Here is a 24,252-nt window from a genome sequence, read left to right on the forward strand (position 1 = left end):
GGTCAGTCGGGACGAACGCCAACAGGTCCGAAGCGTGGCAGTCAGCGCTGATCAGACAGCTCGGTCACGAGCGGCTGGTGCTTCAGCCAGGCTGTGCGGATCTGGCCGACAGGTGGCCTCCGCATGACGCGCTCGTCCGAGCAACCGACCGTGCTGATCCGGATGGCCGACGCCGGGGATCTCTATATGTCATGGCGGTGGGTCGGCAACGTCGCGCCGGGTGGTGTGAGCATGCTGCCCGGTCCGGCTATCGATGAAGTGGTGGACAGGCTCGTCGGAGAGCTGCCCATTCCGGGCGCTCCGGATGGTCTCGAACGTGCGCTCACCACTGGTGCATTCGCGACGCCGGATGCGGAATATCTACTGGCGCGGGATCTTTCGCGAGCGTTGGTCCCCTCCGGGTTGGCGAGCCAGTTGGCGCAAATGCACGGGCAGGGCATCCGTCCGCTGATCCGTCTCCAACCCTCGCCTCGGCTGGCGCAGGTCCCCTGGGAAATTCTCGCCCCCGCCCCCGATTTGCGCCTCCTCGACCTGGCTGACCTGAGCCTGCTGGCTCCCGCCAGCATCGTCGGCGCGCCCGGCCGAACGGTGCGCCGCTGGGCCGAGCAGCAGCAACTACCCGTGGTCGCGATCCTCGACCCGCGTATTCCCGGCTTCCGCGCCGATTCGGCTCTCGGGTCGGTGCTCGGCCGCATGGACACACCGTCACCACTAACTGAGCGCATCGCCGACTACGTTGCACAGCAACGATTCACACCCGAAGTCCCGAGCCCCTTCGACGCGTTTCGCCGCACCCACGTCGACCGCGACTGGCTCAGCACCGCACTGCGCAAAGGCGCGAGCCGGCTGCTGTACGTCGGCCATGTCACCGCCGCCGCGCCGGAATCCGGACAGAGCGAGAACGCCGAACTCCACCTCGCCTGCGGTGCGGAAACCACCGGCTTCGCGGCGGCCAACCGCACCCATCGGCCGTTGTCCGCCAAGGACTTTCTGCTCGGTACACACACCATCAGTTCCGAACCCACTGCGGGCAGCGAGCTTTGGCCGATTCCCAGCCGGGTCGCTCTGATCGCCTGCGAAAGCGGCGGTGACCTGCGGTTCACCGAGGCCCTCGGCCTGACCGCCGCGATGATCGCCGGTGGCGCCGAGCTCGTCACCGCCACCCGCTGGCCACTGCCCACCGATCTCGCGTTCCAGCGCTTCGCCGGAACCGACGTTCGCCCCCTGCTGGACACGATCTGCGCCGTCGATGCCGCGCACGAACAGCCCGATCCTGTTGTCGCCCTGATTGATTGGCAACGCGACCGACTCAAATCCTGGCGCAACGGTGGCGCGATCGCACACTCCCCGATCCTGTGGAGCGCACTCGCCACGATCAGTACCTAGCGCGGACATAGGTAATGCCTGCCGAAAAGTACTTATAGACGACTGATTCGGTACCCCCTCCTCGAGCCATAACGTAGTTCTCGTAAGCAACACAAACCGAGAAACACCAGCTCAAAGCCCTTGGAGGACATCATGAACGACATCGTCGCCGCCTACCTGGAAGCCTGGAACACCACCGACGCCGCGGCCCGCACCGCCGCCGTCGCCCGGGTCTTCACCGCGGACGCCACCTACGTCGACCCGATGGTCGATGTCGCCGGCCACGCCGGTCTGGAAGCCGTCATCGCCGGTGTGCAAGCCCAGTTCCCGGGCTGGACCTTCCGCCTCGGCGGCCCCGTCGACGCGCACCACGACCAGGTCCGCTTCACCTGGGATCTCGGCCCCGCCGACGGCCCCGCCATCGTCATCGGCTTCGACGTCGCGATCATCACCGACGGCAAGATCGCCAAGGTCTACGGCTTCCTGGACAAGGTCCCCGCCGCCGCCTGACCACCGGCGAAAAACCCTCCCCCCATTGCTTTTACGAGAAAGAGCCCCACCATGAGCACCACCGCCGCCACCCCCACCATGCTGTCCACCCTGATGGCCCCCGGCCCCAAACTCCTGCGCCTCTCGCTCCGCCTGGACGCGGTCGTCACCGGCGTCAACGGCGTCGCCTACCTCGCCCTCGCCGCCCCCTTGGAGTCCCTGCTCGGCCTGGACCGCAGCATCGGCATCCCGATCGGCATCTTCCTCACCCTCTACGGCATCACCGTCGCCCTCATCGGAACCCCCGCCAACCCCAACACCTCCGCCGCCCGCGGCGTCGCCACCCTCAACGCCGCCTGGGTCGCCCTGAGCCTGATCGCCCTGTTCATCGGAGCCCTAGACCTCAACCTCGTCGGCTCCATCTGGACCGTCATGCAAGCCGGCACCGTCGGCGCCTTCGCCGCCCTGCAATACATGGGAATCCGCAAGGCCTCCTGACCCGAAAGAACCCCTCGCCCAACGCGGCACCGGCCCCCGGTGCCGCGTTAGCGCGTTTCAGTGGTCGTCGTAGTGGTCGCCGTGGGCGGCGTGGCGGTGGCCGTCGTGCAGGTAGTCGACGTGGTCGCCGTGGTCGACGGAGTCGTGGCCGCAATCGGGGCCGTGGACGTGGGTGTGGTTGTCGCAGGGCTGGTGGCCGGCGGGTTCGCACTCGTCGTAGTGGCCGTCGTGGGCGCGGTGCAGGTGGCCGTCGTGGGCGTAGTCGATGTGGTCGCCGTGCGGGACCGGGGTGTGGCCGCAATCGGGGCCGTGGACGTGGTCGTGGGCGGTGTGCTCGAGGTGTGCTGTGGTCATCAGAATTTCCCTCTTCTCGTTAAGTGAATCGGTGGCTCTGGTTACCCGAAACATATTAGTGAGTGCGCATCATTGCAAGTAGCTCAGGATGTGCTAACCAATCGCGATCAGCGATTCCGATAGGCCGTGCCTTTTCGACCGAATTATCGGTTTTGCCTGCCTATCGGCCTTCCGTGACGGTGGCCTGCTCCAGCGGGTCGATCGGCCGGCCCACCTTCGGCCGGGCCTCGCGCATGCGGCGGTCGAGGTAGTTCACCAGGTGCGTCAGCGGGATGGTGAGCATCAGGTAGACCAGGCCCGCGGCGACCAGGGGCGAGAGATTTCCGGTCTGCGCGTTGAGATCTCGGCCGACGGCGAACAGTTCGCGTTGCGTGGCGAGCAGGCCGAGGAAGTAGATCAGTGAGGAGTCCTTGATGAGTGCGATGAACTGATTCATCAAGGCGGGCAGCACTTTCCGAACACCCTGCGGGATGACGATCAACCGCATCGACTGCCGGTAGCTGAGGCCCAGCGCGGCCGCCGCCTCGCGCTGCCCGGTGTCCACCGCCTGGATGCCGGAGCGGAAGATCTCGCCGATATAGGCCGAGGCCAGCAAGGCCAGGGCGAGCGCGCCGAGCCAATACGGGTTGTTGCCGGTGACATTGCGCGCCACCGGGCCGAGGCCCAGGCCGATCAACAGGATGATCACGACGGCGGGCAGGCCGCGGAACACGTCGGTGTAGATCCGGGCCGGCCAGCGCAGCCAGCGCGTGCGGGAGATGCCCGCGACGGCGAGCAGCATGCCGAGCACCGTGCCGAGGATGCCCGAAACCAGCGCCAGGATAAGGGTATTCGGCAAGCCGGTCTTGATCAGATCGGGAAAGGCCTTGCGGTACAACGACCAATCGAAGAACGTCTCGCGCAACTGTTGCAGCGTCGACTTCGGTGCGGCCTGCTCGGGCTGCTTGTCTCCGGCATGTTCGGCGGCGACGGCCGCGAAGTCCGGCAGCTGCGGCATCGGCGCGGCCTTGGATCCCGGCTTCCAGCCCGGCGGGAATTGCCGCGGTACCCAGTCGGAGTAGAGCTTGGCGTAGGTGCCGTCCGCGATCACCGCGTCCAGGCCGCTGTTGAGCGCGTTGATCAGCGGCTGATTGCTCTTGCCGACCGCCCACGCCGCGAAATTGTCCAGGCTGTAGGCATTTTGGACGACGGCGGTGCCGTCACCGGGCTTGATCGCGCCGTCGGCCTGCGCGGACGGGGCGACCCAGGCATCGACCTGGCCGGACTTCAGATTCGCGTAGGCGGTGTTGTAGTCGGGGAACTTCACCGGATCCAGGTGCAGAGTGTTGACGACGTAATCGTCCTGCACGGTGCCTTGGACGACGGCGATCCTGCTGCCCGCGTTCAGATCCGAGAATGTCTTGACTCCGCTGCTGTCGCGCACCACCAGCGCGAAATAGCCGAAGTCGTAGCCGTTGGTGAACCCGACGAGGTCACGCCGCGCCGCGGTCGTGGTGATGTTCGAGGAGCCGACATCGAACCGCTTACCCGCCACCTGCGCCAGCAGACCGGCGAACTCGGTGCCCGAGAACTGCACGCGCAGCCCGATTTTCGCGGCGACGGCCTCCAGCAGTTGATTGTCGAACCCGGTGAACCGGCCGCTGGAATTCACGCAGATGCTGGGCGGCGCGTCCGAGAGGGTGCCGACGCTGAGCACGCCCGGCGTGATCAAGCCCAGCTTGCCGAGGTCGATCGCGTCCAACGGCTCGGACGACTCGGTCGTGTACTTGTCCGGCCCGGCCGCCTCGGACGAGGCGAGGTTCTGCGGGGCGGCGGAGGCAGCACTCAGCCCGGGCGGGGAGCACAGGTCCCGGGTGGAGTCGCCGCCGGATGCGCACCCCGTCGCCAGGACACCGACGGCGAGCAACATCACGGCGATCAACGCACGAAACCGCACGAAAAGCAGGCTGGCCATGACCGACAACCCTATCGGCGGCCAACGCGAATACCCAGTTACCTGAGTGAGGGTTGCGCCACGCGATCAGGCCAGGCCGGTGACAGCGTCGGGGTTCACCTCGTCGCGCCACCGGATGGCGGCCTCCACTTCGGACAGGTCGTAGTCGGGACCGTTCACCGCCACCGTGAACAGGGTGACCCCGGCGGCATGCAACCCGCTCGCGTCGGCCGTGCCCTGCCACTCCACCGAGCGCTCGATCTCGGCCTGCTCGCGCCCGACGACGGCGCAGTGCTCACCGAGGATGCCGTTCTTGCGGGCCAGCACCTCCACGTCGGCGAAGGTGTGCCAGATATCGGCGTACTCGGCGACCAGCCGCAGCGTCTTCTTCTCACCGCCGCCACCGATCAGGATCGGGATCTCCCGCGTCGGCGCCGGGTTCAGCTGCTTCAAGCGCGCGTCGATCCGCGCCATCGATTCCTTCAACAGCGCCAAACGCGTTCCGGGCGTGCCGAACTCGTACCCGTACTGCTCGTAGTCCTTCTTGAACCAGCCCGCGCCGATGCCGAGGATCAACCGGCCGTCACTGACGTGATCGACGGTGCGCGCCATGTCGGCCAGCAGATCCGGATTGCGGTAGCCGCCGCCGGTGACCAGCGCGCCGATCTCCACCCGCTCGGTCTGCTCGGCCCAGGCGCCCAGCATCGTCCAGCATTCGAAATGCGCGCCGTCCGGGTCGCCGTAGAGCGGATAGAAATGATCCCAGTTGAAGACGATGTCGACGCCGAGGTCTTCCGCGCGCAGCACCGCGTCGCGGATCAGGCCGTATTTGGGGGAATGCTGCGGTTGCAACTGGATACCGATACGCACCGGTCTGCTCACTCGAGGCTCCTCACGTAGTTCCCCGAACGAGGCTACCGATCTCCGGTGAACCTTGTAGAGTCCTGGCCACCCTGTACTCGGATCGTCCGGCACGTTCCTGCCGGTGAATGGGATGGTTTCGTCATGGCAACAGTGACCTTCGACAGTGCGACCCGGCTCTACCCGGGCTCGAACAAACCGGCCGTCGACCAGTTGAATCTGGAGATCGCCGACGGTGAATTCCTGGTTCTGGTCGGCCCTTCCGGCTGCGGAAAATCGACCTCGCTGCGCATGCTCGCCGGCCTCGAGGAGGTCAACGGCGGGCGCATCCTGATCGGCGCAAACGATGTCACGCACGCCGAGCCCAAGGAACGCGACATCGCGATGGTGTTCCAGAACTACGCGCTCTACCCGCATATGACGGTCGCCGAGAACATGGGCTTCGCGCTCAAACTCGCCAAGGTCGCCAAGGCGGAGAAGGACCAGCGCGTCCTGGAGGCCGCCAAGCTGCTGGACCTGGAGCCGTACCTGGACCGCAAGCCCAAGGCTCTCTCCGGTGGCCAGCGCCAGCGCGTGGCGATGGGCCGCGCGATCGTGCGCTCCCCGCAGGTCTTCCTGATGGACGAGCCGCTGTCGAACCTGGACGCGAAACTGCGGGTGCAGACCCGTACCCAGATCGCGCAGCTGCAACGCCGCCTCGGCACCACCACCGTCTACGTCACCCACGATCAGGTCGAGGCCATGACCATGGGCGACCGGGTCGCGGTGCTCAAAGACGGCCTGCTGCAGCAGTGCGCCACCCCGCGTGACCTGTACCAGGATCCGGTCAACGCCTTCGTCGCCGGATTCATGGGCTCGCCCGCCATGAACATGTTCACGCTGCCGGTGGACAACGGCACCGTGTCGGTGGGCGGGCACGCGCTGGCGGTCCCGCGCTCGGTGGTCGACGGGGCCGAGGGCTCGGTGGTCGTCGGCATCCGCCCCGAGCACCTGGAGATCGGCGGCGGGCTCGACAAGGGCATCGAGATGGAGGTCGACGTGGTCGAGGAACTCGGCTCCGACGCCTACATCTACGGCCGCACCGTCGCGAATGGCGCCACCAACGGCGCCGGGGAAATCATTGTGGCGCGGGCAGATTGGCGTAACCCGCCGGCCAAGGGCACCCGGCTGAAGCTGGCCACCGCCGCGGAGCACACCTACTTCTTCTCCGCCAACGATGGCCGCCGCCTGAACTGAGCTGTTCGAGCACCCCGCCCGAGCGGCCGGGCGGGGTGCTTCACACCGCGATGAACATCGAGATCGACGCCAGCACCAGCAGCACCGACGCGCCCGCCCAGACCAGGCTGGATCGGCCGCGTTCGCGCGCCATCCGCCCCATGACCCGGGGCACACCCAGGATGAGCCCCATCACGACCCAGCAGACCGCCAGTGCCGCAAGAACTTCCGCGATCGCGACGCCGCCCTGGAAGTAGGTGACGATCAGCGCGAAGGTGGCGTACAGGACGGCGCCGCCGCCGAGAATGGCCGCGAACGTGTACAGCAGCTTGCTCACCTTCGCGTCCCAGGACCTCGGCCGCCGCTCCGGCTGGTACTGATACGGCATACCTCCATCATGTCGCCGCTCGACCGGTTCCGGGTCGGGATCGGGGACGGAGTAGCGGCGGGTGGTCCGGTACGGATCGGGCATGCCTTCATCATGGCAATGCCCGAACGGTCCCGGCACGGGGAAAATTACTCAGGTGCGCAACGTCACGGTGTTCAGCTGTCCCCTCGTCGCTTACGCCGGGCGCGCACCCAGTCGTCGTTGACCCGCACGCCCAACTCCTCCAGCTCGATTTCCCGGCCCCCGGCGCTGCGGATCTCCACCCGCACCGGAGATCCTGTGGCAGCCTCGACGAGTTCCAAAGGGGCGGGTCCGGGTTGGAGGTACGCGTCGCCCCACTGCATCAGCGCCAGCACCGCCGGGAGCAGGTCGCGCCCCATCGCGGTGAGCACGTATTCGTTCCGGGTGCGCTTGCCTTCTTCCTGGTAGGGCTGCTTTTCGAGCAGGCCCGCGGCGGTGAGTTTGCGGAGTTGCGCGGCGGCGGCCGCGTCGGTGATGCCGATGCGGGCGGCGAAACCGTCGAAGCGGCGGGTGCCGTAGTAGGCCTCGCGCAGGATGAGGACGGCCGAGCGGGTGCCGACGATGTCGAGCGCTTTCGCGATCGAGCATTCGCTGGGTTGCCACGAACTCAGGTCGGCCAAGCGCCCTTCCATTACTGCTGCCATGACGCACATCATAGCGAAGCTGACTTGTGTCAACTATGGCCAGGCGTACGCTGGCTATTGAAAGATAGAGTCAGCTCTGGAAGGACAGCACCATGAGAGACGCGGTGATCGTCGAGGCGGTACGCACCCCGATCGGCAAAGGCAAGCCGAACGGCGCACTCCACGACGTGCACGCGGTGGACCTGCTCGCGCACAGCCTGCGCGCGGTAGTGGACCGCAGCGGGATCGATCCCGCGCTGATCGACGACGTGATCGCCGGCATCGTCACCCAGGTCGGCGAACAGGGCTCGAACATGGCCCGGCGGGCGGCACTGGCCGCGGGCTACCCCGAATCGGTGCCCGCCACCACGGTGGATCGCCAGTGCGGCAGCAGCCAGCAGGCCATCCACTTCGCCGCCCAGGGCGTCATCTCCGGGGCCTACGACATCGTGGTCGCCGCGGGCGTGGAGTCGATGGGCCGAATCCCCATGGGCGCCAATCTGGTCGGGTCCGCGGATCCCAGTGGCGTCGGTTTCGCCGCACGGCACCCGGAAGGCCTTGTACCCCAGGGCATCAGCGCCGAACTGATCGCCGCCCGCTGGGGGCTGACCCGCACCCAACTCGACGAGTTCGCGCTCGCGAGCCACGAAAAGGCCGCGCTGGCAACGAAGAACGGCTCGTTCGCGGCCCAGCTGGCCCCGATCAACGGCCTCGAAACCGACGAGGGCATCCGCGTCGGCAGCACCCTGGAGACCCTGGGCAAGCTGCGCCCCGCCTACTTCGACGAGGTCATGGCCGCCCGCTTCCCGGAAATCGGCTGGCAGATCACCGCGGCGTCGGCCAGTCAGGTCAGCGACGGCAGCGCCGCGACGCTGATCATGACCAGCGAACGCGCCCGGGAACTGGGGCTGAAGCCGCTGGCCCGCCTGCACAGCTTCGCCGTCGCCGGGGATGACCCGCTGCTCATGCTGACCGCCGTCATCCCGGCCACCCGAAAGGTGTTGCAGCGTGCGGGTCTTCAGCTCTCCGACATCGACCTGGTGGAAATCAACGAGGCATTCTCCCCAGTGGTGCTGGCCTGGGCGCAGGACACCGGCGCCGATCTCGCCCGCGTGAACGTCAACGGCGGCGCCATCGCCATCGGCCACCCGCTGGGCGCGTCGGGCGCACGTCTCGCCACCACCCTCGTCCATGCCATGCAAGAACGCGGCGCTCGCTACGGTCTGCAAACCATGTGCGAGGCAGGCGGTTTGGCCAACGCCACCATCTACGAACGCCTCTGAATTGTGGAAGCGGCACCCACCGCGCGGGTGCCGCTTCTTCCTCACCCGAAGGCCGGAACGAGTTGGCGGACGAGTTCGCCGAACACGTAGCAGGCGACCAGTGCGGCCAGACCGATCAGCGGCCGCCACCACAGTGTGCGCTGGTCGAGCGCCGCGAGCAGCAGCTGCCAGAACCCGAGCAGCAACGCGACCAGACTGCCCAGCATGCCGATCCCGGCGGTGATCGCGTACCCGCCGCCCTCCGGAACCACGTCGGCTACGACATCCGGTGCGAGCGCCGCGAACACGGCAACGGCCAGGAACAGCACCGCGCCGCTCACCGCATCCCAGACTCGGAAGTACATGTCAGCTCCCGAAAACGGCAAGGAAGGCGATGGTCCCGCCCGCACCGAACGCGGCGGCCATGAACAGGTGCGTCCGAGCGGGAGCGCCTCGCGGCCCCGGCTTGCGGTGCCAGAGCCCGTCCAGAATGCCGACGAGCGACCACACCAGCGCGGCCCCGATACCCAGCCAGCTCACACCCATCCCCAAGCCGACGAACAACGCGCTGTTCGCATCCTCGCCGAGGTAGCCGAAGAGCGCGAAGCCGATCGTCAACCATGCGGCAATCCCACCCAGCGCCAGCGTTCCCGCGTACTGCACGGTCGCGGCGACAGCCTCCCGCGGAAACCGATCTCCCCTTGTCATGCCCCAAGACTGTGCCGCGCGCCTTGCAACCGCCTCACCAGAACCTTATCGGCGGGCGCGGGTACCGGGCACGGTCGTAGGGTGGCGGGGATGACTGCCGAGAATGCACCCGTTGTCTACGCGATTCCGATGCGCACCCGGTTTCGCGGAATCACCGTGCGGGAAGGGATGTTGATCCCGGGCCCGCTCGGCTGGGGTGAGTTCTGCCCGTTCCCGGAGTACGACGATCGCGAGGCGGCCGGGTGGCTGGCGACGGCGATCGAGCAGAGCACCACGGGCTGGCCGGAGCCCGTGCGGGACCGGATTCCGATCAATTGCACTGTGCCCGCAGTGGATCCGGAACGCGCGCATCGAATCGTCGCCACGTCGGGCTGCCGGACCGCGAAGGTGAAGGTCGCCGATCACCCTGATTCGCTGGCCGAGGACCTGGCGCGAGTCGAGGCAGTCCGGGACGCGCTGGGGCCCAGCGGGGCAATTCGGGTGGATGCCAATGCGGTGTGGGATGTGGATACCGCGATTTCCAACATCGCCGAGATCGACCGGGCAGCAGGCGGTTTGGAGTATGTCGAGCAGCCGTGCCGCACGATCGAGGAGTTGGCGGCGGTGCGCCGCAAGGTCGACGTGCGGATCGCCGCGGACGAATCCATTCGCCGCGCCGAAGACCCGATGCGGGTCGCGGTGGCCGGCGCCGCCGACATCGCGGTCCTCAAGTGCACGCCACTCGGTGGTGTGCGCCGGGCCTTGCAGGTCGCCGAGGCGGCCGGGTTGCCGTGTGTGGTGTCCTCGGCGCTGGAAACCAGCGTCGGCCTGTCCGCCCAGCTCGCGCTGGCGGGGGCACTCCCCGAACTCGACTTCGCCTGTGGCCTGGGCACTACTTCCCTGTTCGAGGGCGACGTCGTAGCTGATTCCTTGCGTCCGGTCGACGGATACCTCGCGGTGCCACGCACCCCACCGACGCCGGATCCCGAACTCATCGCCCGCTATCGGCATCCGGACCCAGCGCGAATCGCCTGGTGGCATGACCGTTTCCAGCGCGTCCAGGCGCGGATCTAGTTCAAGCGGGCGCCGCAGTTCAGCAATGTGGCGCGGAGTAACAGGGCGGCTTCCGGCCCGATGATCCCGTCCACCAATTCCAGATACCGCGAACAGAATTCGGGTCCGTGCGCCGCTTCGGAGACCGGGCCCAGATGGTGGGCGATCTCGTGCAGCACCACGAGTTCACGTAAAGCCCACGCGGTCCCGCCGGTATGCAGAGGTACCGCCAGGACCGCGTCGGCCGCCTCGTAGTGGGCAGCGGTCGCTCCGGCACGCGACCGGACCCGCACCGGGACCGAGGCCCTATCCCATTGCGCCCGTACCCAATTGAGCGCGAGCACCTTGTCAGCATAAGCCTGCACCGAGGACACCGAGGCGAAACGCCGTTCGATCGGGAGAGTGATCTGGGAACCGTAGAGGTCGACGGTGCGACTGCCGTACTCGTCGGCGCGGTCGAATACTCCGCGCACCAATTGTTCGGCGTCATAGACCTTGGCCCGCTGGCTGTCACGCACGCTCATCGCCCAGATCCCCCGCGTCTATCCGTCCGTCAATTGTCCACGAGCGGCGCCCAATTCGGGCGAGGTGCCCAGGCGCGCCGCTTTGCCCGCGCGATCACCGGCCCGCCGGGCCGCCGCGGAATGCCCGGCCGAAGCCTGCGGCCCGCGCCAGGTGCCGCGCGCCTCGGAGGTTTGCTGATAGAAGTCGACCAGCTCGATTTCCTTGTTGCGCAGGGCCAATGCGGTGCCACCGGCCGATTCCGACGGCGCCACCGCCTCGGTCTCGACCTCCTGCTTCACCGCCGCCAGCCGCTTTCCGACCCGCGCCGCGAACGCCATCTGAAAATTCAACCGCGCGGTCACCGGGGCGACCGGCGCCTGCACGCGGCGCTGCACTGTTCTGCCCCACCGCTTTTCGGCGACCACCTTCTCCACCGTCGCGGTTTTGTACGCGCCGGATTTGATGTAGTGATCCGAAGCCCGCACCATCTGGATCAGCAGACTTGTATACAGGGCTTCACAGGTGTCGATATCGGAATCGAATCCGTAGGCGTAAACCTGCGTCGAAGTCCGCGCAACATCACAGCGCACATCATTGGCATGCGCGATCGCGACGAACAACTGCACATAGGTGCGCAGCCCTTTCTTTCCCGCCTCCCCGATCGGAATGACCCGCTGTATCGGCGTCGGCCTGCGCTCCCGCCCGTGCACATGCGCCCGCGCCACCGCGAGATCGATGGAGGACCGGGTCGCCAGCCGCTGCGCCGCGGCCAGGAAGGCTTCGGCCTCGTGCTCGTTGTCGGTGGATTCGGCTTGCCGCAGCAATCCCCCGATCCGCGTGAGCATCCGGTCGGGAACCCCATTCGGCGCAGTCATCGCCAGCCATCGTAGGAGAGACACGCGCGACGCCGTCCGGTGAGTACGAAACCGGCACAATGGGGACGGCTTCCACGCGCACCATGTATCTTGCCTTGTGCAGCGGCAGTCTGTGCCGCCGCTCACGATCAACTCTGGAGTGAACGCGATGGCTTTGAAGAAGGTGTCGGCCCTACGTACCTCGCTCGTGCCGCGGGCCGCGCTGGCGGTCACCGCATGCGCGCTGCTCACAGGGGCGTTCACGAGTGCCTGCTCCAGCGACAGTGGCACGAACCCGACCAGCCAGAACCTCACCGGTCGCGGCCCCATCACCTATGTCGAGGGCAAGGACACCACCGACACCGGTGTGGTCAAGCAGCTCATCGAGCGCTGGAACGCCTCGCACCCGGCCGAGCAGGTGACGTTCAAGGAACAGTCGAACGATGCCTCGCAGCAGTACGACGACCTGGTCGAGCACATGCGTTCCAAGTCCGCCGACTACGACGTGGTCGCCCTGGATGTGCCGTGGACCGCGGAGTTCGCCGCGAAGGGCTACCTGCAGCCGCTGAAGGACACCTTCTCCGTCGATACCTCGGCGCTGCTGTCCCCGCCGGTGGCCAGTGCGACCTACAACAACACCCTCTACGCCGCGCCGCGTAACACCAACGGCGGCTTGCTGTTCTACCGCACCGACCTGGTGCAGACTCCGCCGAAGACCTGGACCGACCTGCTCGGCCAGTGCGCGGTCGCCAAGGCGCAGAACATCGGCTGCTACGCGGGCCAGTTCGCGACCTACGAGGGCTTGACCGTGAACACCTCCGAGGTGATCAACGGCTTCGGCGGCACCTTCGTCGGCCCGGACGGCAAGACCCCGACGGTGAACAGCCCGCAGGCGCGCAAGGGCCTGACCACGCTGGTGGACGCCTACAAGAACGGTGACATCCCCAAAGAGGCCATCACCTTCAAGGAGCCCGAGTCGGCCAACGCCTTCCAGTCCGGCAAGCTGATGTTCCTGCGCGGCTGGCCGTCCACCTTCGGTGACCTCGGCTCCGAGGGCTCCTCGGTGAAGGACAAGTTCTCCGTGGCCCCGCTGCCCGGCGAGAACGGAGTCGGCGCCTCCACCCTCGGCGGTTACAACGCGGCGATCAGTGCGTTCTCCAAGAACAAGGCCACCGCGCTGGACTTCCTGCGCTACCTGATCAGCGAAGAGGCCCAGCAACTGGTGGGCGCGAGCGGTCTGCCGTCGGTGCGCGCCTCGATGTACGACGACCCGGCGCTGATCGCGAAGATGCCGTACCTGCCTGCCCTCAAGGACTCGATCGCCAGCGCGGTGCCGCGCCCGGTCACCCCGTTCTACCCGGCGGTCTCCAAGGCCATCCAGGACAACGCCGCCGCAGCGCTGCGCGGTGAGAAGTCCGTGGACGACGCGATCGTCGGCATGCAGAAGGGCATCGAGTCGGCCGGCTCGTAGGCGGACCCGACCCAAACCGTAGGAGAGAGATAACGGTGTCGGATCCTTCTGGAACGGCTACAAAGAAACGTTTCAGCTTCCGCGAGAGCGGCAAGCCGTGGCTGTTCGTCGCACCGGTGCTCATCGCACTGGTCGTGGTCATCGGATATCCGGTGTTCCGCGCGATCTACATGTCGTTCCAGAAGGACGCGGGCCTGGACCCGGCGACCGGCATGTTCACCGAAGGCGGCAGCGCCGGGTTCGCCAACTACACGCACTGGCTGTTGCAGCAGTGCACGTTGCCGACCGGCGAGACGGTGGCCTGCCCGACCGGCAACCTCGGTTCGCAGTTCTGGCTGGCCATCGGCGTCACCCTGTTCTTCACCGTGGTCACCGTCGCGCTGGAGGCCACCATCGGCCTCGGCATGGCGATGGTGATGGGCAAGAGCTTCGCCGGCCGCTCGCTGCTGCGGGCGGCGGTGCTGATCCCCTGGGCCATCCCGACCGCCGTCACGGCGCGGTTGTGGGAGTTCATGTTCCAGTACGACGGCGTGGTGAACCGGGTGCTCGGCACCCACATTCTGTGGACCACCGATCCGTGGGCCTCACGGTTCGCGGTGATCGCCGCCGACGTGTGGAAGACGACGCCGTTCATGGCCCTGCTGCTGCTGGCCGGTCTGCAGGTCATCCCCGGTGACGTGTACGAGGCCGCGAAGGTCGACGGCGCGGCGGCCTGGCAGCGGTTCACTCAGATCACGCTGCCGCTGCTCAAGCCCGCGCTGCTGGTGGCGATCCTGTTCCGCACCATGGACGCGCTGCGCATGTTCGACCTGCCCGCCATCATGACCCAGGGCAACCCGAACACCCGGACCGCGTCGATCCTGGTGGTCGACCAGTTCCGGCAGGGTCCCAACAGTGCCGCGGCGCTGTCCACCATCACCTTCCTGCTCATCTTCGCGGTCGCGTTCCTGCTCGTGAAGGTGCTGGGCGCCAACGCCGTTCGCACTCAGGAAGCCCAGCGAGAAGGGGCGGTGCGCTGATGTCCGTCGCGACGAAAACCCCGGCGGTGCAGTCGGTCCCGTGGACCAAACGGCTCAAATCGGCCCGGCTCTACTTCGGCGTGCTGATCATCCTGGTGTGGGGGCTGGCCCCGTTCTACTGGATGATGGTCACCGCGTTCCGCGATCCGGAATACACCTTCGAGAACACTCCGTGGCCGACGCATCTGACCATGGAGAACTTCCGCAACGCCTTCGACACCAGCCGCGGCAACGACTTCGGTAAGGCGCTGGTCAACAGCCTGATCATCGGCTCGATCACCACCGTGCTGGCGTTGGTCATCGGCATCTTCGCCGCCTACGCGCTGGCGCGGCTGACCTTCCGCGGTAAGTACCTGGTGTCCGGGCTGATCCTGTCCGCGTCGATGTTCCCGGTGGTCGTGCTGGTGACGCCGCTGTTCCAGTTCTTCACCAATATCGGCTGGATCGGCGAATACCAGGCGATGATCATCCCGAATATCTCGTTCGTGCTGCCGTTGACGGTCTACATCCTGGCGTCGTTCTTCACCGAGCTCCCGTGGGAACTCGAAGAAGCCGCGCGCATCGACGGCGCAAACAAGATGCAGGCGTTCCGGCTGGTGATGCTGCCGCTGGCCGCGCCCGCGGTGTTCACCACCGCGATCCTGGCGTTCATCGCCGCGGTCAACGAATACCTGCTGGCGCGTTTGCTTTCCAGCGGTTCGACCGAACCGGTGACCGTCGCGATCGCGCGCTTCTCCGGCAACAACCCGCTGGTACCGCCCTACGCCGCGATCATGGCCGCGGGCACCATCGTCACCATTCCGCTGGTGATCATGGTCCTGATCTTCCAGCGTCGCATCATCTCCGGCCTGACCGCCGGTGGCGTCAAGAGCTAGGAACTGAGTGCCGGGGTGCGGTGATAGCATCCCGGCACATCCTGGGCGCGATAATCTCGAAGCGTCAGGTGTGCTTTACCGATCGTTGCTGTGGCACAAAAGGTGAGTTCGACCGACGCTCCGGGAGGAGATGATCGTGCGCTCGTTGTTCGGCAAACGAAGAGGCCGGGAGAAACCGGCCGCGTCCTATCCCTCCCTCGCGGGCTGGGACGAGCCGACACTGCCACCGACCCCGCCGGTGAAGTCCGCGCCCCGCCCGGCCAAGAAACGTCCGGCCCCGAATTCCGAGCGGCCCACACGCTCCCGCGCCGAACGTGCCCGAAGACTGGGGCTCGCGCTGTTCATCCTCTTCGTCGGCGTGCCCGCGCTGCTGTCGGGCCTGGCCTATTGGAGCGCCGAGATCCCCGACCCGTCCGCGGTGCAGACCAACCAGATCGCCACCATCCTGGCCTCGGACAGCAGCACGGTCATCTCCAAAGTCGTTCCCCCGGACGGTAATCGGATCCCCGTCCCGCTCGCCGAGGTGCCGCAGCACGTGCGCGACGCGGTGCTCGCCGCCGAGGACCGCAGCTTCTATACCAACGCCGGCTATTCCACCTCCGGCTTCCTGCGCGCCAGCCGCGACAATCTGCTCGGCCGGGAGAACGCCGGCGGCGGCTCCACCATCACCCAGCAGTACGTGAAGAACGCCTTCCTCGGTTCCGAACGCACCGTGAGCCGCAAGATGCGCGAGCTGATCATCGCCGCGAAGATGTCCCGGCAGTGGAGCAAGGACGACATCCTCGCCGCCTACCTCAACACCGTCTACTACGGCCGCGGCGCCTACGGGATCGCCGCCGCGTCCAAGGCCTACTTCGGCAAAGACCCCGTGCACCTGTCGCTGGCCGAGGGCGCGATGCTGGCCGCCGTGCTGCGCACCCCCTCGCTGCTGGACCCGGAAACCCATCTGCCGCAGCTGAAAGCGCGCTGGCAGTACGTGCTCGACGGAATGATCGAGATGGACGTGCTCGCCCCCGGCGACCGCGACGCCACCCGCTTCCCCGACATCCTCCCGATCGCCGAGATGACCAGCGAGAACGAGGCGCGCGGGCCCGAGGGCCTGATCCGCACCCAGGTGCTGCGCGAACTGCGCGCCTCGGGCATCAGCGAACGTGACCTGAACACCGGCGCGCTGCAGATCACCACCACCATCGATACCCGAGCCCAGCAGGCCGCGCTCGGCGCGATCGGTGACCGGCTCGGCGGGCAGCCGCCCGAACTGCGCGGCGCCGTGGTGTCGATCGATCCGCGCTCGGGTGCGGTGCGCGCCTACTACGGCGGCACCGACGGCATCGGCTACGACTTCGCCCAGGCCCCGCTCCAAACCGGTTCGGCGTTCAAGGTTTTCGCGGCGATCGCGGCCCAGCAGCAGAGCATTCCGCTGCACCGGGTGATGGACAGTTCGCCGGTCAGCGATCGCGGCACCAAGATCACCAATGTGGACGGGGAGACCTGCGGCAAGTGCAGTCTCGCCGAGGCGCTGAAGCGCTCGCTGAACACCAGCTATTACCGGTTGGCCATGACCATGTTCAACGGGCCGGGAGCCATCGCCGACGCGGCGCACCAGGCCGGTATCCCGGAGGAGATCCCCGGTGTGGCGGGCAAGACGCTCACCGAGGACGGCGGCCGCCCGCTCAACGGAATCGTGCTGGGCCAGTACCTGGTTCGCCCGATCGACATGGCCTCGGCCTACGCCACCATCGCGGCCGGCGGCGTCTACCACCAGCCGTACTTCGTGCAGCGCGTGGTCACCGGCGACGGGCGCGTGCTGCTCGACCGCGGCGCCCCCGAAGCCCGTGTCGGACAGCAACTCCCGGAGGGCGAGCAGCGCATCCCGCGCACCATCGCCGAGAACACGATCGCCGCCATGGCGCCGATCGCCGCCTACTCCAACGGCCACAGCCTCGCCGAGGGCCGCCCGTCCGGCGCCAAGACCGGCACCACCCAGCTCGGCGAGAGCAAGTGGAACAAGGACGCGTGGATGATCGGCTTCACACCGTCGCTGTCCACCGCGGTCTGGATCGGCACCGAGCAGTCCCAGCCCATCCGGACGGCCCGCGGCGCCGACATCTACGGTTCCGGTCTGCCCGCCGACATCTGGAAGCAGGTGATGGACGGCGCACTGGCCGGCACCCCGGTGGAACAGTTCCCCGAACCGGCCGCTCCGGCCACCGCGCAGGGCCTCATTCCGGGCAAGCCGTCCGGGGGGCCATACGACATTCTCAATCCGCAGAATCAGTCGCCGCAGCAGGAGCGGGAGCCGGTCATCGTGTTCCCGCCCGGGCCCGGCCCCGCGGAGGTGGAGATTTTCCCCGGTTTCAGCATCCCGGTGCCCAGGTGACAGCCACTTCACAGGCAGTCTTGTCGATCTTGTGACCTACCACGCCCCACAGGAACACATGACGTGGCAGCATCGTTTGCCAGAGTGAGAGCGAAGGTGACGCCGCAGCCATGATGCGGAAGGATAGGCGCGCGAGCGACGAACAGCGGCGCGAACGATGAGCCAGGAAGGCCCGGAGGTAACGAGGCCTCCGGAGCGCCGCCGAAACAGACTAGACATAGGGGCAACGCCGGTGGATTTCAATGTCGTTGACCGTCCCGAGACGCTGGTGGCGGGAACAGTACTTCGCAGCCCGGCGCTCGCGGTCGAAGGGCCGCGCCGCGTCAAGGTCGAAGAAGCGTGGAAGCGCACCATGGCGCGCACGCTGCCCGGACCCCCGACCACCGCATACGTCGACCACGCGCCGGAGATCAACTCGTATCTGACCCATATCGTCGGCTACCGCTGCAAGAACCTCGACGATCTGCAGGCCGGCGACGTGCTCGCCCGGGTTCCGGCCGGCCGGTTCGCCCGGTTCACCGCCAGTGGCGACAACCTCGGCGACACCGTCGTCAGTATCTGGCGGGCGGTGTGGGACGCCGAGGCGGCGGGCAAGTTCGTGCGCTCCTACACCGGCGACTTGGAGCATTATCCGGATTCGCGCACGGCCGAGGTGTTCGTGGCGCTGGCAGACGACCAGGGCGAGGGGTAGAACCGTGGACTTCGAGATTGTCACCTTGGACGAGAGCCTGGTCGCCGGCCTGACCATCCCGCTGGCCGGGCGCGAAGTGACCAACCGCGATCTGGACCTGGTGAACTTCACCTGGGACCGCTACCTCGCCAGAGAGAAGGCGGTGCCGCGCATGGCCGCCTACATCGGCCAGAACGATCACGCCGTCGCCGTCCTCGGCTACGAGGTGCGCGGCATGGACGACGTGGACGCGGGCGACGTACTCACCCGCATCCCCACCGGGCGCTACGCCAAATTCGTTGTCTCCGACAAGCCTTACGACCTGCTGCGCACCGCGTGGGCGCAGGTCGCGAAAGCCGAAGCGGCGGGCAAGATTACGCGATCGCACCGAGCGGAGCTGGAGCGCTACATCGGGCCGACGTCGGTCGAGGTGTACGTCTCGCTCGACTGAGCAGCACTGAAACAGAACCGGCCGAAGGCATTTCGCCTCCGGCCGGTTTCGTTCGTACTGCGCTGTTTACTCGGCGCCGATGATGAACGCTTCCAGCTGCTCGCGCGCGACGTCGTCGGCGAGCTGCTTCGGCGGGGACTTCATCAGGTAGGCCGAGGCCGGGATGACCGGGCCGCCGATGCCGCGGTCCAGGGCGATCTTCGCGGCGCGCACCGCGTCGATGATGATGCCCGCGGAGTTCGGCGAATCCCACACCTCGAGCTTGTACTCCAGGTTCAGCGGCACGTCACCGAAGGCGCGGCCTTCCAGGCGCACGTAGGCCCACTTGCGGTCATCGAGCCAGCCGACGTGATCGGACGGGCCGATGTGCACGTCGTTGGCGCCCATTTCCTTCTTCAGGTTGCTGGTGACGGCCTGGGTCTTGGAGATCTTCTTGGACTCCAGGCGCTCACGCTCGAGCATGTTCTTGAAGTCCATGTTGCCGCCGACGTTGAGCTGCATGGTGCGGTCCAGCTGCACGCCGCGGTCCTCGAACAGCTTGGCCATCACGCGGTGCGTGATGGTCGCGCCGACCTGCGACTTGATGTCGTCGCCGACGATCGGGACGCCGGCGTCGGTGAACTTCTGCGCCCACACCGGGTCGGAGGCGATGAACACCGGCAGCGCGTTGACGAAGGCGACGCCCGCGTCGATGCAGCACTGGGCGTAGAACTTGTCGGCCTCTTCCGAACCCACGGGCAGGTAGGAGACGAGGACGTCGACCTGTGCGTCCTTGAGGACCTTGACGACGTCGACCGGCTCGGCCTCGGACAGCTCGATGGTCTCGGCGTAGTACTTGCCGATACCGTCCAGCGTCGGACCGCGCTGCACGACCACGTCGGTCGGCGGCACGTCGGAGATCTTGATGGTGTTGTTCTCGCTCGCGAAGATGGCGTCCGCCAGGTCGAAGCCGACCTTCTTGGCGTCGACGTCGAACGCGGCGACGAACTTCACGTCGCGGACGTGGTACTGGCCGAACTTGACGTGCATCAGACCGGGGACGGTGGCGTTCTCATCCGCGTCCTTGTAGTACTGCACGCCCTGGACCAAGGAGGAGGCGCAGTTGCCAACGCCCACAATGGCCACGCGAACCTGTTTCTGACCTTCACTACTCATGGCCGGTGTTTCCCTCTTTCTGTGGTGCCGCGTTCGTCGATTGCTCCGCCGCAATCAACTCGTTGAGCCAGCGCACTTCGCGCTCGCTTGATTCCAGACCGAGCTGGTGGAGCTGCCGGGTATAGCGATCCAGCGAGCCGCTGGCCTTCTTGATCGCTTCCCGCAGACTCTCTCGGCGTTCCTCGACCTGCCTGCGCCGGCCCTCGAGAATGCGCATCCGCGCCTCGGCGGGGGTGCGGTTGAAGAAGGCGAGGTGGACGCCGAAGCCGTCATCGGTGTAGTTCTGCGGGCCGGTGTCGGCGAGCAGTTCGGTGAACCGTTCCCGCCCCTGCGGTGTCAGTTGATAGACCCGTCGCGCGCGGCGCATCGTGACGCCCGCGACGTTCTCCTCGTCGATCAACCCGTCGGCCTGCATGCGCCGCAGCGCCGGATAGAGCGACCCATAGGAGAAGGCCCGAAACGGCCCGAGCAGACCGGTGAGCCGCTTGCGCAGCTCGTAGCCGTGCATGGGCGCCTCGAGGAGCAGCCCGAGAATTGCCAGCTCGAGCATCGGGCTTCACCCCCTGACGTGTAGACAGACCTAACCAACAGATGCGATTGCCTACTATATCGCGCCGATATAGTTGCGCGCACCTCCGGGCTACGGCTCACTCTGGCCAGGGCAGCACTCTGGGTTCACCAGTACTCTGGGGTCCGTGCTTATTCAGCGGCAGGTGGTCGACTACGCGCTCCGGCGCCGGTCACTGCTGGCTGACGTGTATGCGGGCCGGGTCGGTGTCGCCGAGGTATGTGATGCAAATCCCTACCTCCTGCGTGCGGCCAAGTTCCACGGCCGGGGGAGCGAGGTTACGTGCCCTATCTGCAGGAAAGAACAGCTGACACTCGTATCCTGGGTCTACGGCGACGAGCTCGGACCGGCAGCCGGGTCCGCTCGTACCCCCGAGGAGCTGGCGCGTCTCGCCGAGACGCGCTCGGAATTCTCGGTTCATGTCGTCGAGGTATGCCGGACCTGTAGCTGGAATCATCTGGTGCAGTCCTATGTGCTCGGAACGGCTCCGGCTCCCACGCGGCGCCGCGCGAACCGGCGTACTGCCGCCGAATGAACTAACGCCCGCAACGCAGTCCGATACGAGTTATGGAGATCTTGTCAGTGAATTCGCCTTACGAGACTTCCCCCTACGGCGATGAACCGCACGGCGGCCGTCCACAGCGAGGTTCACATCCGGGCCCGAACTCACCCGAGCGACGCCAGGGCCCCCCACCCGGTTTCCGTCCGCTGCCCCCGCCGGGCCAGCGGCAGCCGCAGCCCCTGCAGGGCGGGCCGCGTGGCCCGCAGCCGCCCCGGCAGGGTCCGCCGCCGCAAGGTCGCCCGCCCCAGGGTCGCCCGCCCCAAGGCCGCCCGCCGGAGGGTCGTCCGCCGCAGGGCGCTCCCAATCCGCAAGCCACGCAGAAGCTTCCGCAGCCGGGCCGTCCGGGCTCGCTGAGCGAGGCTGTGGCCGAACGCAATCGGCGTCCCGAGGCGGGCGCCGCCGGCCGTGCCGCGTCCGCTTCACGTCCGGTGACCGCGCCGCGCCCCGCGACCGAGCGTCCCGGTGTCGAACGCACCGGCCGCGAGAATCGTCCAGGTGTCGAACGCACGGCTCGCAACGGCCGCCCGAACGGCCCCACTTCCGGCGAGCGCCGGGTGACCGCGGGCGGTCCGCCCTCCGGTCCGCCGCCGCGCCGCGGTGGTCGCGGCGGTGACGGTGGCGACGACGGCCCCGGCAAGCGCCGTCCCGAACAGCGCAAGCGGTCGCCATGGAAGATCGTGCGCCGCAGCATGTATGTCCTGATGGCGCTGGCCATCGTGGTGCCGAGCACCGCGTTCCTGATCGCCTACTCCGCGGTGTCGGTGCCCAAGCCCGGCGACCTGAAGAACAACCAGGTCGCCTACATCTACGGCAACGACGGCGAGACCGTGCTCAGCAAGGTCGTGCCGCCGGAGGGCAACCGCACCGACGTCACCATCGACCAGATCCCGCCGCATGTGCGCAACGCGGTGATCGCCGCCGAGGACCGCGACTTCTACACCAACCCCGGCTTCTCCATCTCCGGCTTCGCCCGTGCCGCCCGCGACAACCTCATGGGCAAGGAGAGCGCGGGCGGTGGCTCGACCATCACCCAGCAGTACGTGAAGAACGCGATGGTCGGTGACGAACGCTCCTACACCCGTAAGCTGCGCGAACTCGTCATCTCGGCGAAGATGGCGCGGCAGTGGAGCAAGGACGAGATCCTCACCGCCTACCTGAACACCATCTACTTCGGTCGCGGCGCCTACGGCATCGATGCGGCGGCCAAGGCCTACTTCGGTAAGCCGGTGCAGGAACTGAGCGTCTCCGAGGGCGCGGTGCTCGCGGGCACCATCCAGTTGCCGTCGGCGCTGGATCCGGAGAAGAACCCCGAGGGTTCGAAGTCGCGCTGGAATTACGTTCTCGACGGCATGGTCGAGATGGGCAACCTGAAGAGCGCTGACCGGCAGGGCACGCAGTACCCGACGGTCGTGCCGCTGGCCACGGTCCGGGACAAGTCCCAGGACTCCGGGCCCGAGGGCCTGGTCAAGGCGCAGGTGCTCAAGGAGCTCGCGGCCGCCGGCATCAGTGAGCACGAGCTCAACACCGAGGGCCTGAAGATCACCACCACGATCGACCCGAAGATGCAGCAGGCCGCGGTGGATGCCGCGACCAAGAAGATGCAGGGCGAACCCGAGAACCTGCGGACCGCGGTGGTGTCCATCGATCCGCGCAGCGGTGCGGTGAAGGCCTACTACGGCGGCACCGACGGCCAGGGCTACGACTTCGCCAACGCGGGTCTGCAGACCGGTTCGTCGTTCAAGGTGGTCGGCCTGGCCGCGAACCTGGAGCAGGGCATCCCGCTCTCGCAGATGTACGACAGCTCCCCGCTGACCGTGAACGGCATCAAGATCACGAACGTGGAAGGCGAAGGGTGCGGCACCTGCACCATCGCCGAGGCACTCAAGCGGTCGCTGAACACCAGCTTCTACCGGATGCAGCTCGACATGGGCAACGGCCCGAAGAAGATCGCGGACATGGGCCACAAGCTCGGCATCCCCGAGTCCATTCCCGGCGTCTCGAAGACGCTGAGCGAGCCCGACGGCTCGGGCCCGAACAACGGCATCGTGCTCGGCCAGTACCAGGCCCGTCCGCTCGATATGGCTTCGGTCTACGCGACTTTGGCTGCCTCGGGCGTCTATCACGCACCGCATTTCGTGACCAAGGTGGTCAGCGCCGACGGTGACGTCCTGCTCGATCGCGGCGAGGTCGCCGGCGAGCAGCGGGTCTCGGCTGCCGTGGCCGACAACGCCACCGCGGCGATGAAGCCGATCGCGGCCTGGTCGCGCAACCACAACCTGGCCAACGGCCGGGAGTCGGCGTCCAAGACCGGTACCGCCCAGCTCGGCGACACCGGCCAGAACAAGGACGCCTGGATGGTCGGCTACACCCCGTCGCTGTCGACGGCGGTCTGGGTCGGCACCGAGCAGGGTGATCCGCTGAAGAACTACCAGGGCGGCATGATCTACGGTTCCGGCCTGCCCTCCGACATCTGGAAGGCCACCATGGACGGCGCCCTCACGGGCACCACCAACGAGACCTTCCCGAAGCCGGCCCCGATCAAGGGCCAGGCGGGTGTCCCGGAGTGGTCCGCGCCCTACACCGCGCCGTCCACCACCCAGCAGCAGTTCGTGCCGCCGGTGATCGTCCCGAGTCAGGTGGAAATCCTGCCCGGCATCACCATCCCGGTGCCCGGTGTTCAGCAGCCGCCGCAACAACAGCAGCAACAGCAGACGCCGGAGACTCCGGACGCCGGGCCGCTGCCCGGTCAGCCGGTCGCGCCGACCGACGGGTCACAACCAACCACTACGAACTCGAACCGTCCCAATAACAACGGAAATGGGAACGGGAATGGGAACGGGACACAACCGACAACCCGGCAACGGTAGGCGGGCCGAGGTTGTCGGCGGGTGTCTTCTGATGCGCCTGTAACCTCGGATGCCGTGGATCAGCAACTGACGGACGCGCGGGCGAATGGGAGTGTGACGCCGCGGTCCAGTGGGGGGCAGGGGCTCG

General features: G+C 67.2%; 25 protein-coding genes. 14 read left to right on the top strand and 11 right to left on the bottom strand.

The window, feature by feature from the left end; translation table 11 throughout:
• Positions 1–123: 123 nt before the first annotated feature.
• From IBX22_RS16690 to IBX22_RS16700, 3 genes are all read left to right on the top strand, one after another.
• On the top strand, positions 124–1,386 hold the full coding sequence (locus IBX22_RS16690) for a CHAT domain-containing protein (RefSeq protein ID WP_194816475.1): 1,263 nt from the start codon (positions 124–126) through the stop codon (positions 1,384–1,386).
• A gap of 132 nt (positions 1,387–1,518) precedes the next feature.
• A complete protein-coding gene (locus IBX22_RS16695; protein ID WP_194816476.1) occupies positions 1,519–1,875 on the top strand; it encodes a nuclear transport factor 2 family protein in 357 nt (118 codons plus the stop codon).
• A gap of 51 nt (positions 1,876–1,926) precedes the next feature.
• Positions 1,927–2,352 (top strand): hypothetical protein, encoded by a 426-nt coding sequence (locus IBX22_RS16700; protein WP_194816477.1) that lies wholly within the window; start codon positions 1,927–1,929, stop codon positions 2,350–2,352.
• Positions 2,353–2,409: 57 nt separating this feature from the next.
• Here the strand turns inward: IBX22_RS16700 and IBX22_RS16705 are convergent, their stop codons facing one another.
• From IBX22_RS16705 to IBX22_RS16715, 3 genes are all read right to left on the bottom strand, one after another.
• The gene (locus IBX22_RS16705; protein WP_194816478.1) at positions 2,410–2,706 is read right to left on the bottom strand and encodes a hypothetical protein; all 297 of its coding nucleotides are present in this window, start codon (positions 2,704–2,706) and stop codon (positions 2,410–2,412) included.
• Between the two features lie 160 nt (positions 2,707–2,866).
• Positions 2,867–4,660, bottom strand: a complete 1,794-nt coding sequence (locus tag IBX22_RS16710) for an ABC transporter substrate-binding protein/permease (RefSeq protein WP_194816479.1) — start codon at positions 4,658–4,660, stop codon at positions 2,867–2,869.
• A 66-nt stretch (positions 4,661–4,726) separates the two neighbouring features.
• On the bottom strand, positions 4,727–5,521 hold the full coding sequence (locus IBX22_RS16715; protein ID WP_194816480.1) for an LLM class F420-dependent oxidoreductase: 795 nt from the start codon (positions 5,519–5,521) through the stop codon (positions 4,727–4,729).
• A gap of 123 nt (positions 5,522–5,644) precedes the next feature.
• Here IBX22_RS16715 and IBX22_RS16720 point away from each other — a divergent pair, with 123 nt between their 5' ends.
• The gene (locus IBX22_RS16720; RefSeq protein ID WP_194816481.1) at positions 5,645–6,736 is read left to right on the top strand and encodes an ABC transporter ATP-binding protein; all 1,092 of its coding nucleotides are present in this window, start codon (positions 5,645–5,647) and stop codon (positions 6,734–6,736) included.
• Between the two features lie 40 nt (positions 6,737–6,776).
• Here the strand turns inward: IBX22_RS16720 and IBX22_RS16725 are convergent, their stop codons facing one another.
• Together IBX22_RS16725 and IBX22_RS16730 are read right to left on the bottom strand one after the other, a co-directional pair.
• Positions 6,777–7,187 (bottom strand): hypothetical protein, encoded by a 411-nt coding sequence (locus tag IBX22_RS16725; RefSeq protein ID WP_194816482.1) that lies wholly within the window; start codon positions 7,185–7,187, stop codon positions 6,777–6,779.
• 71 nt (positions 7,188–7,258) lie between these two features.
• Positions 7,259–7,780, bottom strand: coding sequence for a helix-turn-helix domain-containing protein (locus IBX22_RS16730; RefSeq protein WP_194817742.1), 522 nt, complete (start codon positions 7,778–7,780; stop codon positions 7,259–7,261).
• An 80-nt stretch (positions 7,781–7,860) separates the two neighbouring features.
• On the opposite strand from IBX22_RS16730, the gene IBX22_RS16735 reads away from it, so the two are divergent.
• Positions 7,861–9,030, top strand: a complete 1,170-nt coding sequence (locus IBX22_RS16735; protein WP_194816483.1) for a thiolase family protein — start codon at positions 7,861–7,863, stop codon at positions 9,028–9,030.
• Between the two features lie 41 nt (positions 9,031–9,071).
• Here the strand turns inward: IBX22_RS16735 and IBX22_RS16740 are convergent, their stop codons facing one another.
• Positions 9,072–9,374 (bottom strand): hypothetical protein, encoded by a 303-nt coding sequence (locus tag IBX22_RS16740; protein WP_194816484.1) that lies wholly within the window; start codon positions 9,372–9,374, stop codon positions 9,072–9,074.
• A gap of 1 nt (position 9,375) precedes the next feature.
• Positions 9,376–9,717, bottom strand: coding sequence for a hypothetical protein (locus IBX22_RS16745; RefSeq protein ID WP_194816485.1), 342 nt, complete (start codon positions 9,715–9,717; stop codon positions 9,376–9,378).
• 90 nt (positions 9,718–9,807) lie between these two features.
• On the opposite strand from IBX22_RS16745, the gene IBX22_RS16750 reads away from it, so the two are divergent.
• A complete protein-coding gene (locus tag IBX22_RS16750) occupies positions 9,808–10,770 on the top strand; it encodes an o-succinylbenzoate synthase (RefSeq protein WP_194816486.1) in 963 nt (320 codons plus the stop codon).
• Here IBX22_RS16750 and IBX22_RS16755 read toward each other — a convergent pair.
• Together IBX22_RS16755 and IBX22_RS16760 are read right to left on the bottom strand one after the other, a co-directional pair.
• Positions 10,767–11,273, bottom strand: coding sequence for a TIGR04338 family metallohydrolase (locus IBX22_RS16755; RefSeq protein WP_194816487.1), 507 nt, complete (start codon positions 11,271–11,273; stop codon positions 10,767–10,769). The two genes, IBX22_RS16750 and IBX22_RS16755, sit on opposite strands and share 4 nt — an antisense overlap.
• Positions 11,274–11,291: 18 nt before the next feature.
• A complete protein-coding gene (locus tag IBX22_RS16760; RefSeq protein WP_228538844.1) occupies positions 11,292–12,128 on the bottom strand; it encodes a DUF2786 domain-containing protein in 837 nt (278 codons plus the stop codon).
• A 148-nt stretch (positions 12,129–12,276) separates the two neighbouring features.
• Here IBX22_RS16760 and IBX22_RS16765 point away from each other — a divergent pair, with 148 nt between their 5' ends.
• From IBX22_RS16765 to IBX22_RS16790, 6 genes are all read left to right on the top strand, one after another.
• Entirely contained in the window at positions 12,277–13,578 is a 1,302-nt protein-coding gene (locus IBX22_RS16765; RefSeq protein WP_194816488.1) for an ABC transporter substrate-binding protein, read from the top strand.
• A 35-nt stretch (positions 13,579–13,613) separates the two neighbouring features.
• Positions 13,614–14,597 (top strand): sugar ABC transporter permease, encoded by a 984-nt coding sequence (locus IBX22_RS16770; protein WP_309234643.1) that lies wholly within the window; start codon positions 13,614–13,616, stop codon positions 14,595–14,597.
• Positions 14,597–15,472: a carbohydrate ABC transporter permease gene (locus IBX22_RS16775; RefSeq protein ID WP_194816489.1), complete on the top strand. Its 876-nt coding sequence runs from the start codon at positions 14,597–14,599 to the stop codon at positions 15,470–15,472. The genes IBX22_RS16770 and IBX22_RS16775 overlap by 1 nt, the downstream gene beginning before the upstream one ends.
• Before the next feature lie 130 nt (positions 15,473–15,602).
• Positions 15,603–17,852: a transglycosylase domain-containing protein gene (locus IBX22_RS16780; protein WP_194816490.1), complete on the top strand. Its 2,250-nt coding sequence runs from the start codon at positions 15,603–15,605 to the stop codon at positions 17,850–17,852.
• 232 nt (positions 17,853–18,084) lie between these two features.
• A complete protein-coding gene (locus IBX22_RS16785) occupies positions 18,085–18,543 on the top strand; it encodes an effector binding domain-containing protein (RefSeq protein WP_194816491.1) in 459 nt (152 codons plus the stop codon).
• A gap of 4 nt (positions 18,544–18,547) precedes the next feature.
• Entirely contained in the window at positions 18,548–18,973 is a 426-nt protein-coding gene (locus IBX22_RS16790; RefSeq protein ID WP_194816492.1) for a GyrI-like domain-containing protein, read from the top strand.
• 66 nt (positions 18,974–19,039) lie between these two features.
• Here IBX22_RS16790 and IBX22_RS16795 read toward each other — a convergent pair whose 3' ends face one another.
• Both IBX22_RS16795 and IBX22_RS16800 read right to left on the bottom strand, forming a co-directional pair.
• On the bottom strand, positions 19,040–20,128 hold the full coding sequence (locus IBX22_RS16795) for an inositol-3-phosphate synthase (protein ID WP_194816493.1): 1,089 nt from the start codon (positions 20,126–20,128) through the stop codon (positions 19,040–19,042).
• Positions 20,121–20,678, bottom strand: coding sequence for a PadR family transcriptional regulator (locus tag IBX22_RS16800; RefSeq protein ID WP_194816494.1), 558 nt, complete (start codon positions 20,676–20,678; stop codon positions 20,121–20,123). The genes IBX22_RS16795 and IBX22_RS16800 overlap by 8 nt, the downstream gene beginning before the upstream one ends.
• Positions 20,679–20,841: 163 nt before the next feature.
• Between IBX22_RS16800 and IBX22_RS16805 the strand changes: the two genes are divergently transcribed.
• Together IBX22_RS16805 and IBX22_RS16810 are read left to right on the top strand one after the other, a co-directional pair.
• A complete protein-coding gene (locus IBX22_RS16805) occupies positions 20,842–21,231 on the top strand; it encodes a DUF5318 family protein (RefSeq protein WP_194817745.1) in 390 nt (129 codons plus the stop codon).
• A gap of 716 nt (positions 21,232–21,947) precedes the next feature.
• Complete coding sequence (locus IBX22_RS16810) at positions 21,948–24,125, top strand: transglycosylase domain-containing protein (protein WP_228539075.1); 2,178 nt, start codon at positions 21,948–21,950, stop codon at positions 24,123–24,125.
• Positions 24,126–24,252 lie beyond the last annotated feature (127 nt).

Source organism: Nocardia sp. XZ_19_385 (assembly GCF_015355755.1).
In the GTDB taxonomy this organism is placed as follows: domain Bacteria; phylum Actinomycetota; class Actinomycetes; order Mycobacteriales; family Mycobacteriaceae; genus Nocardia.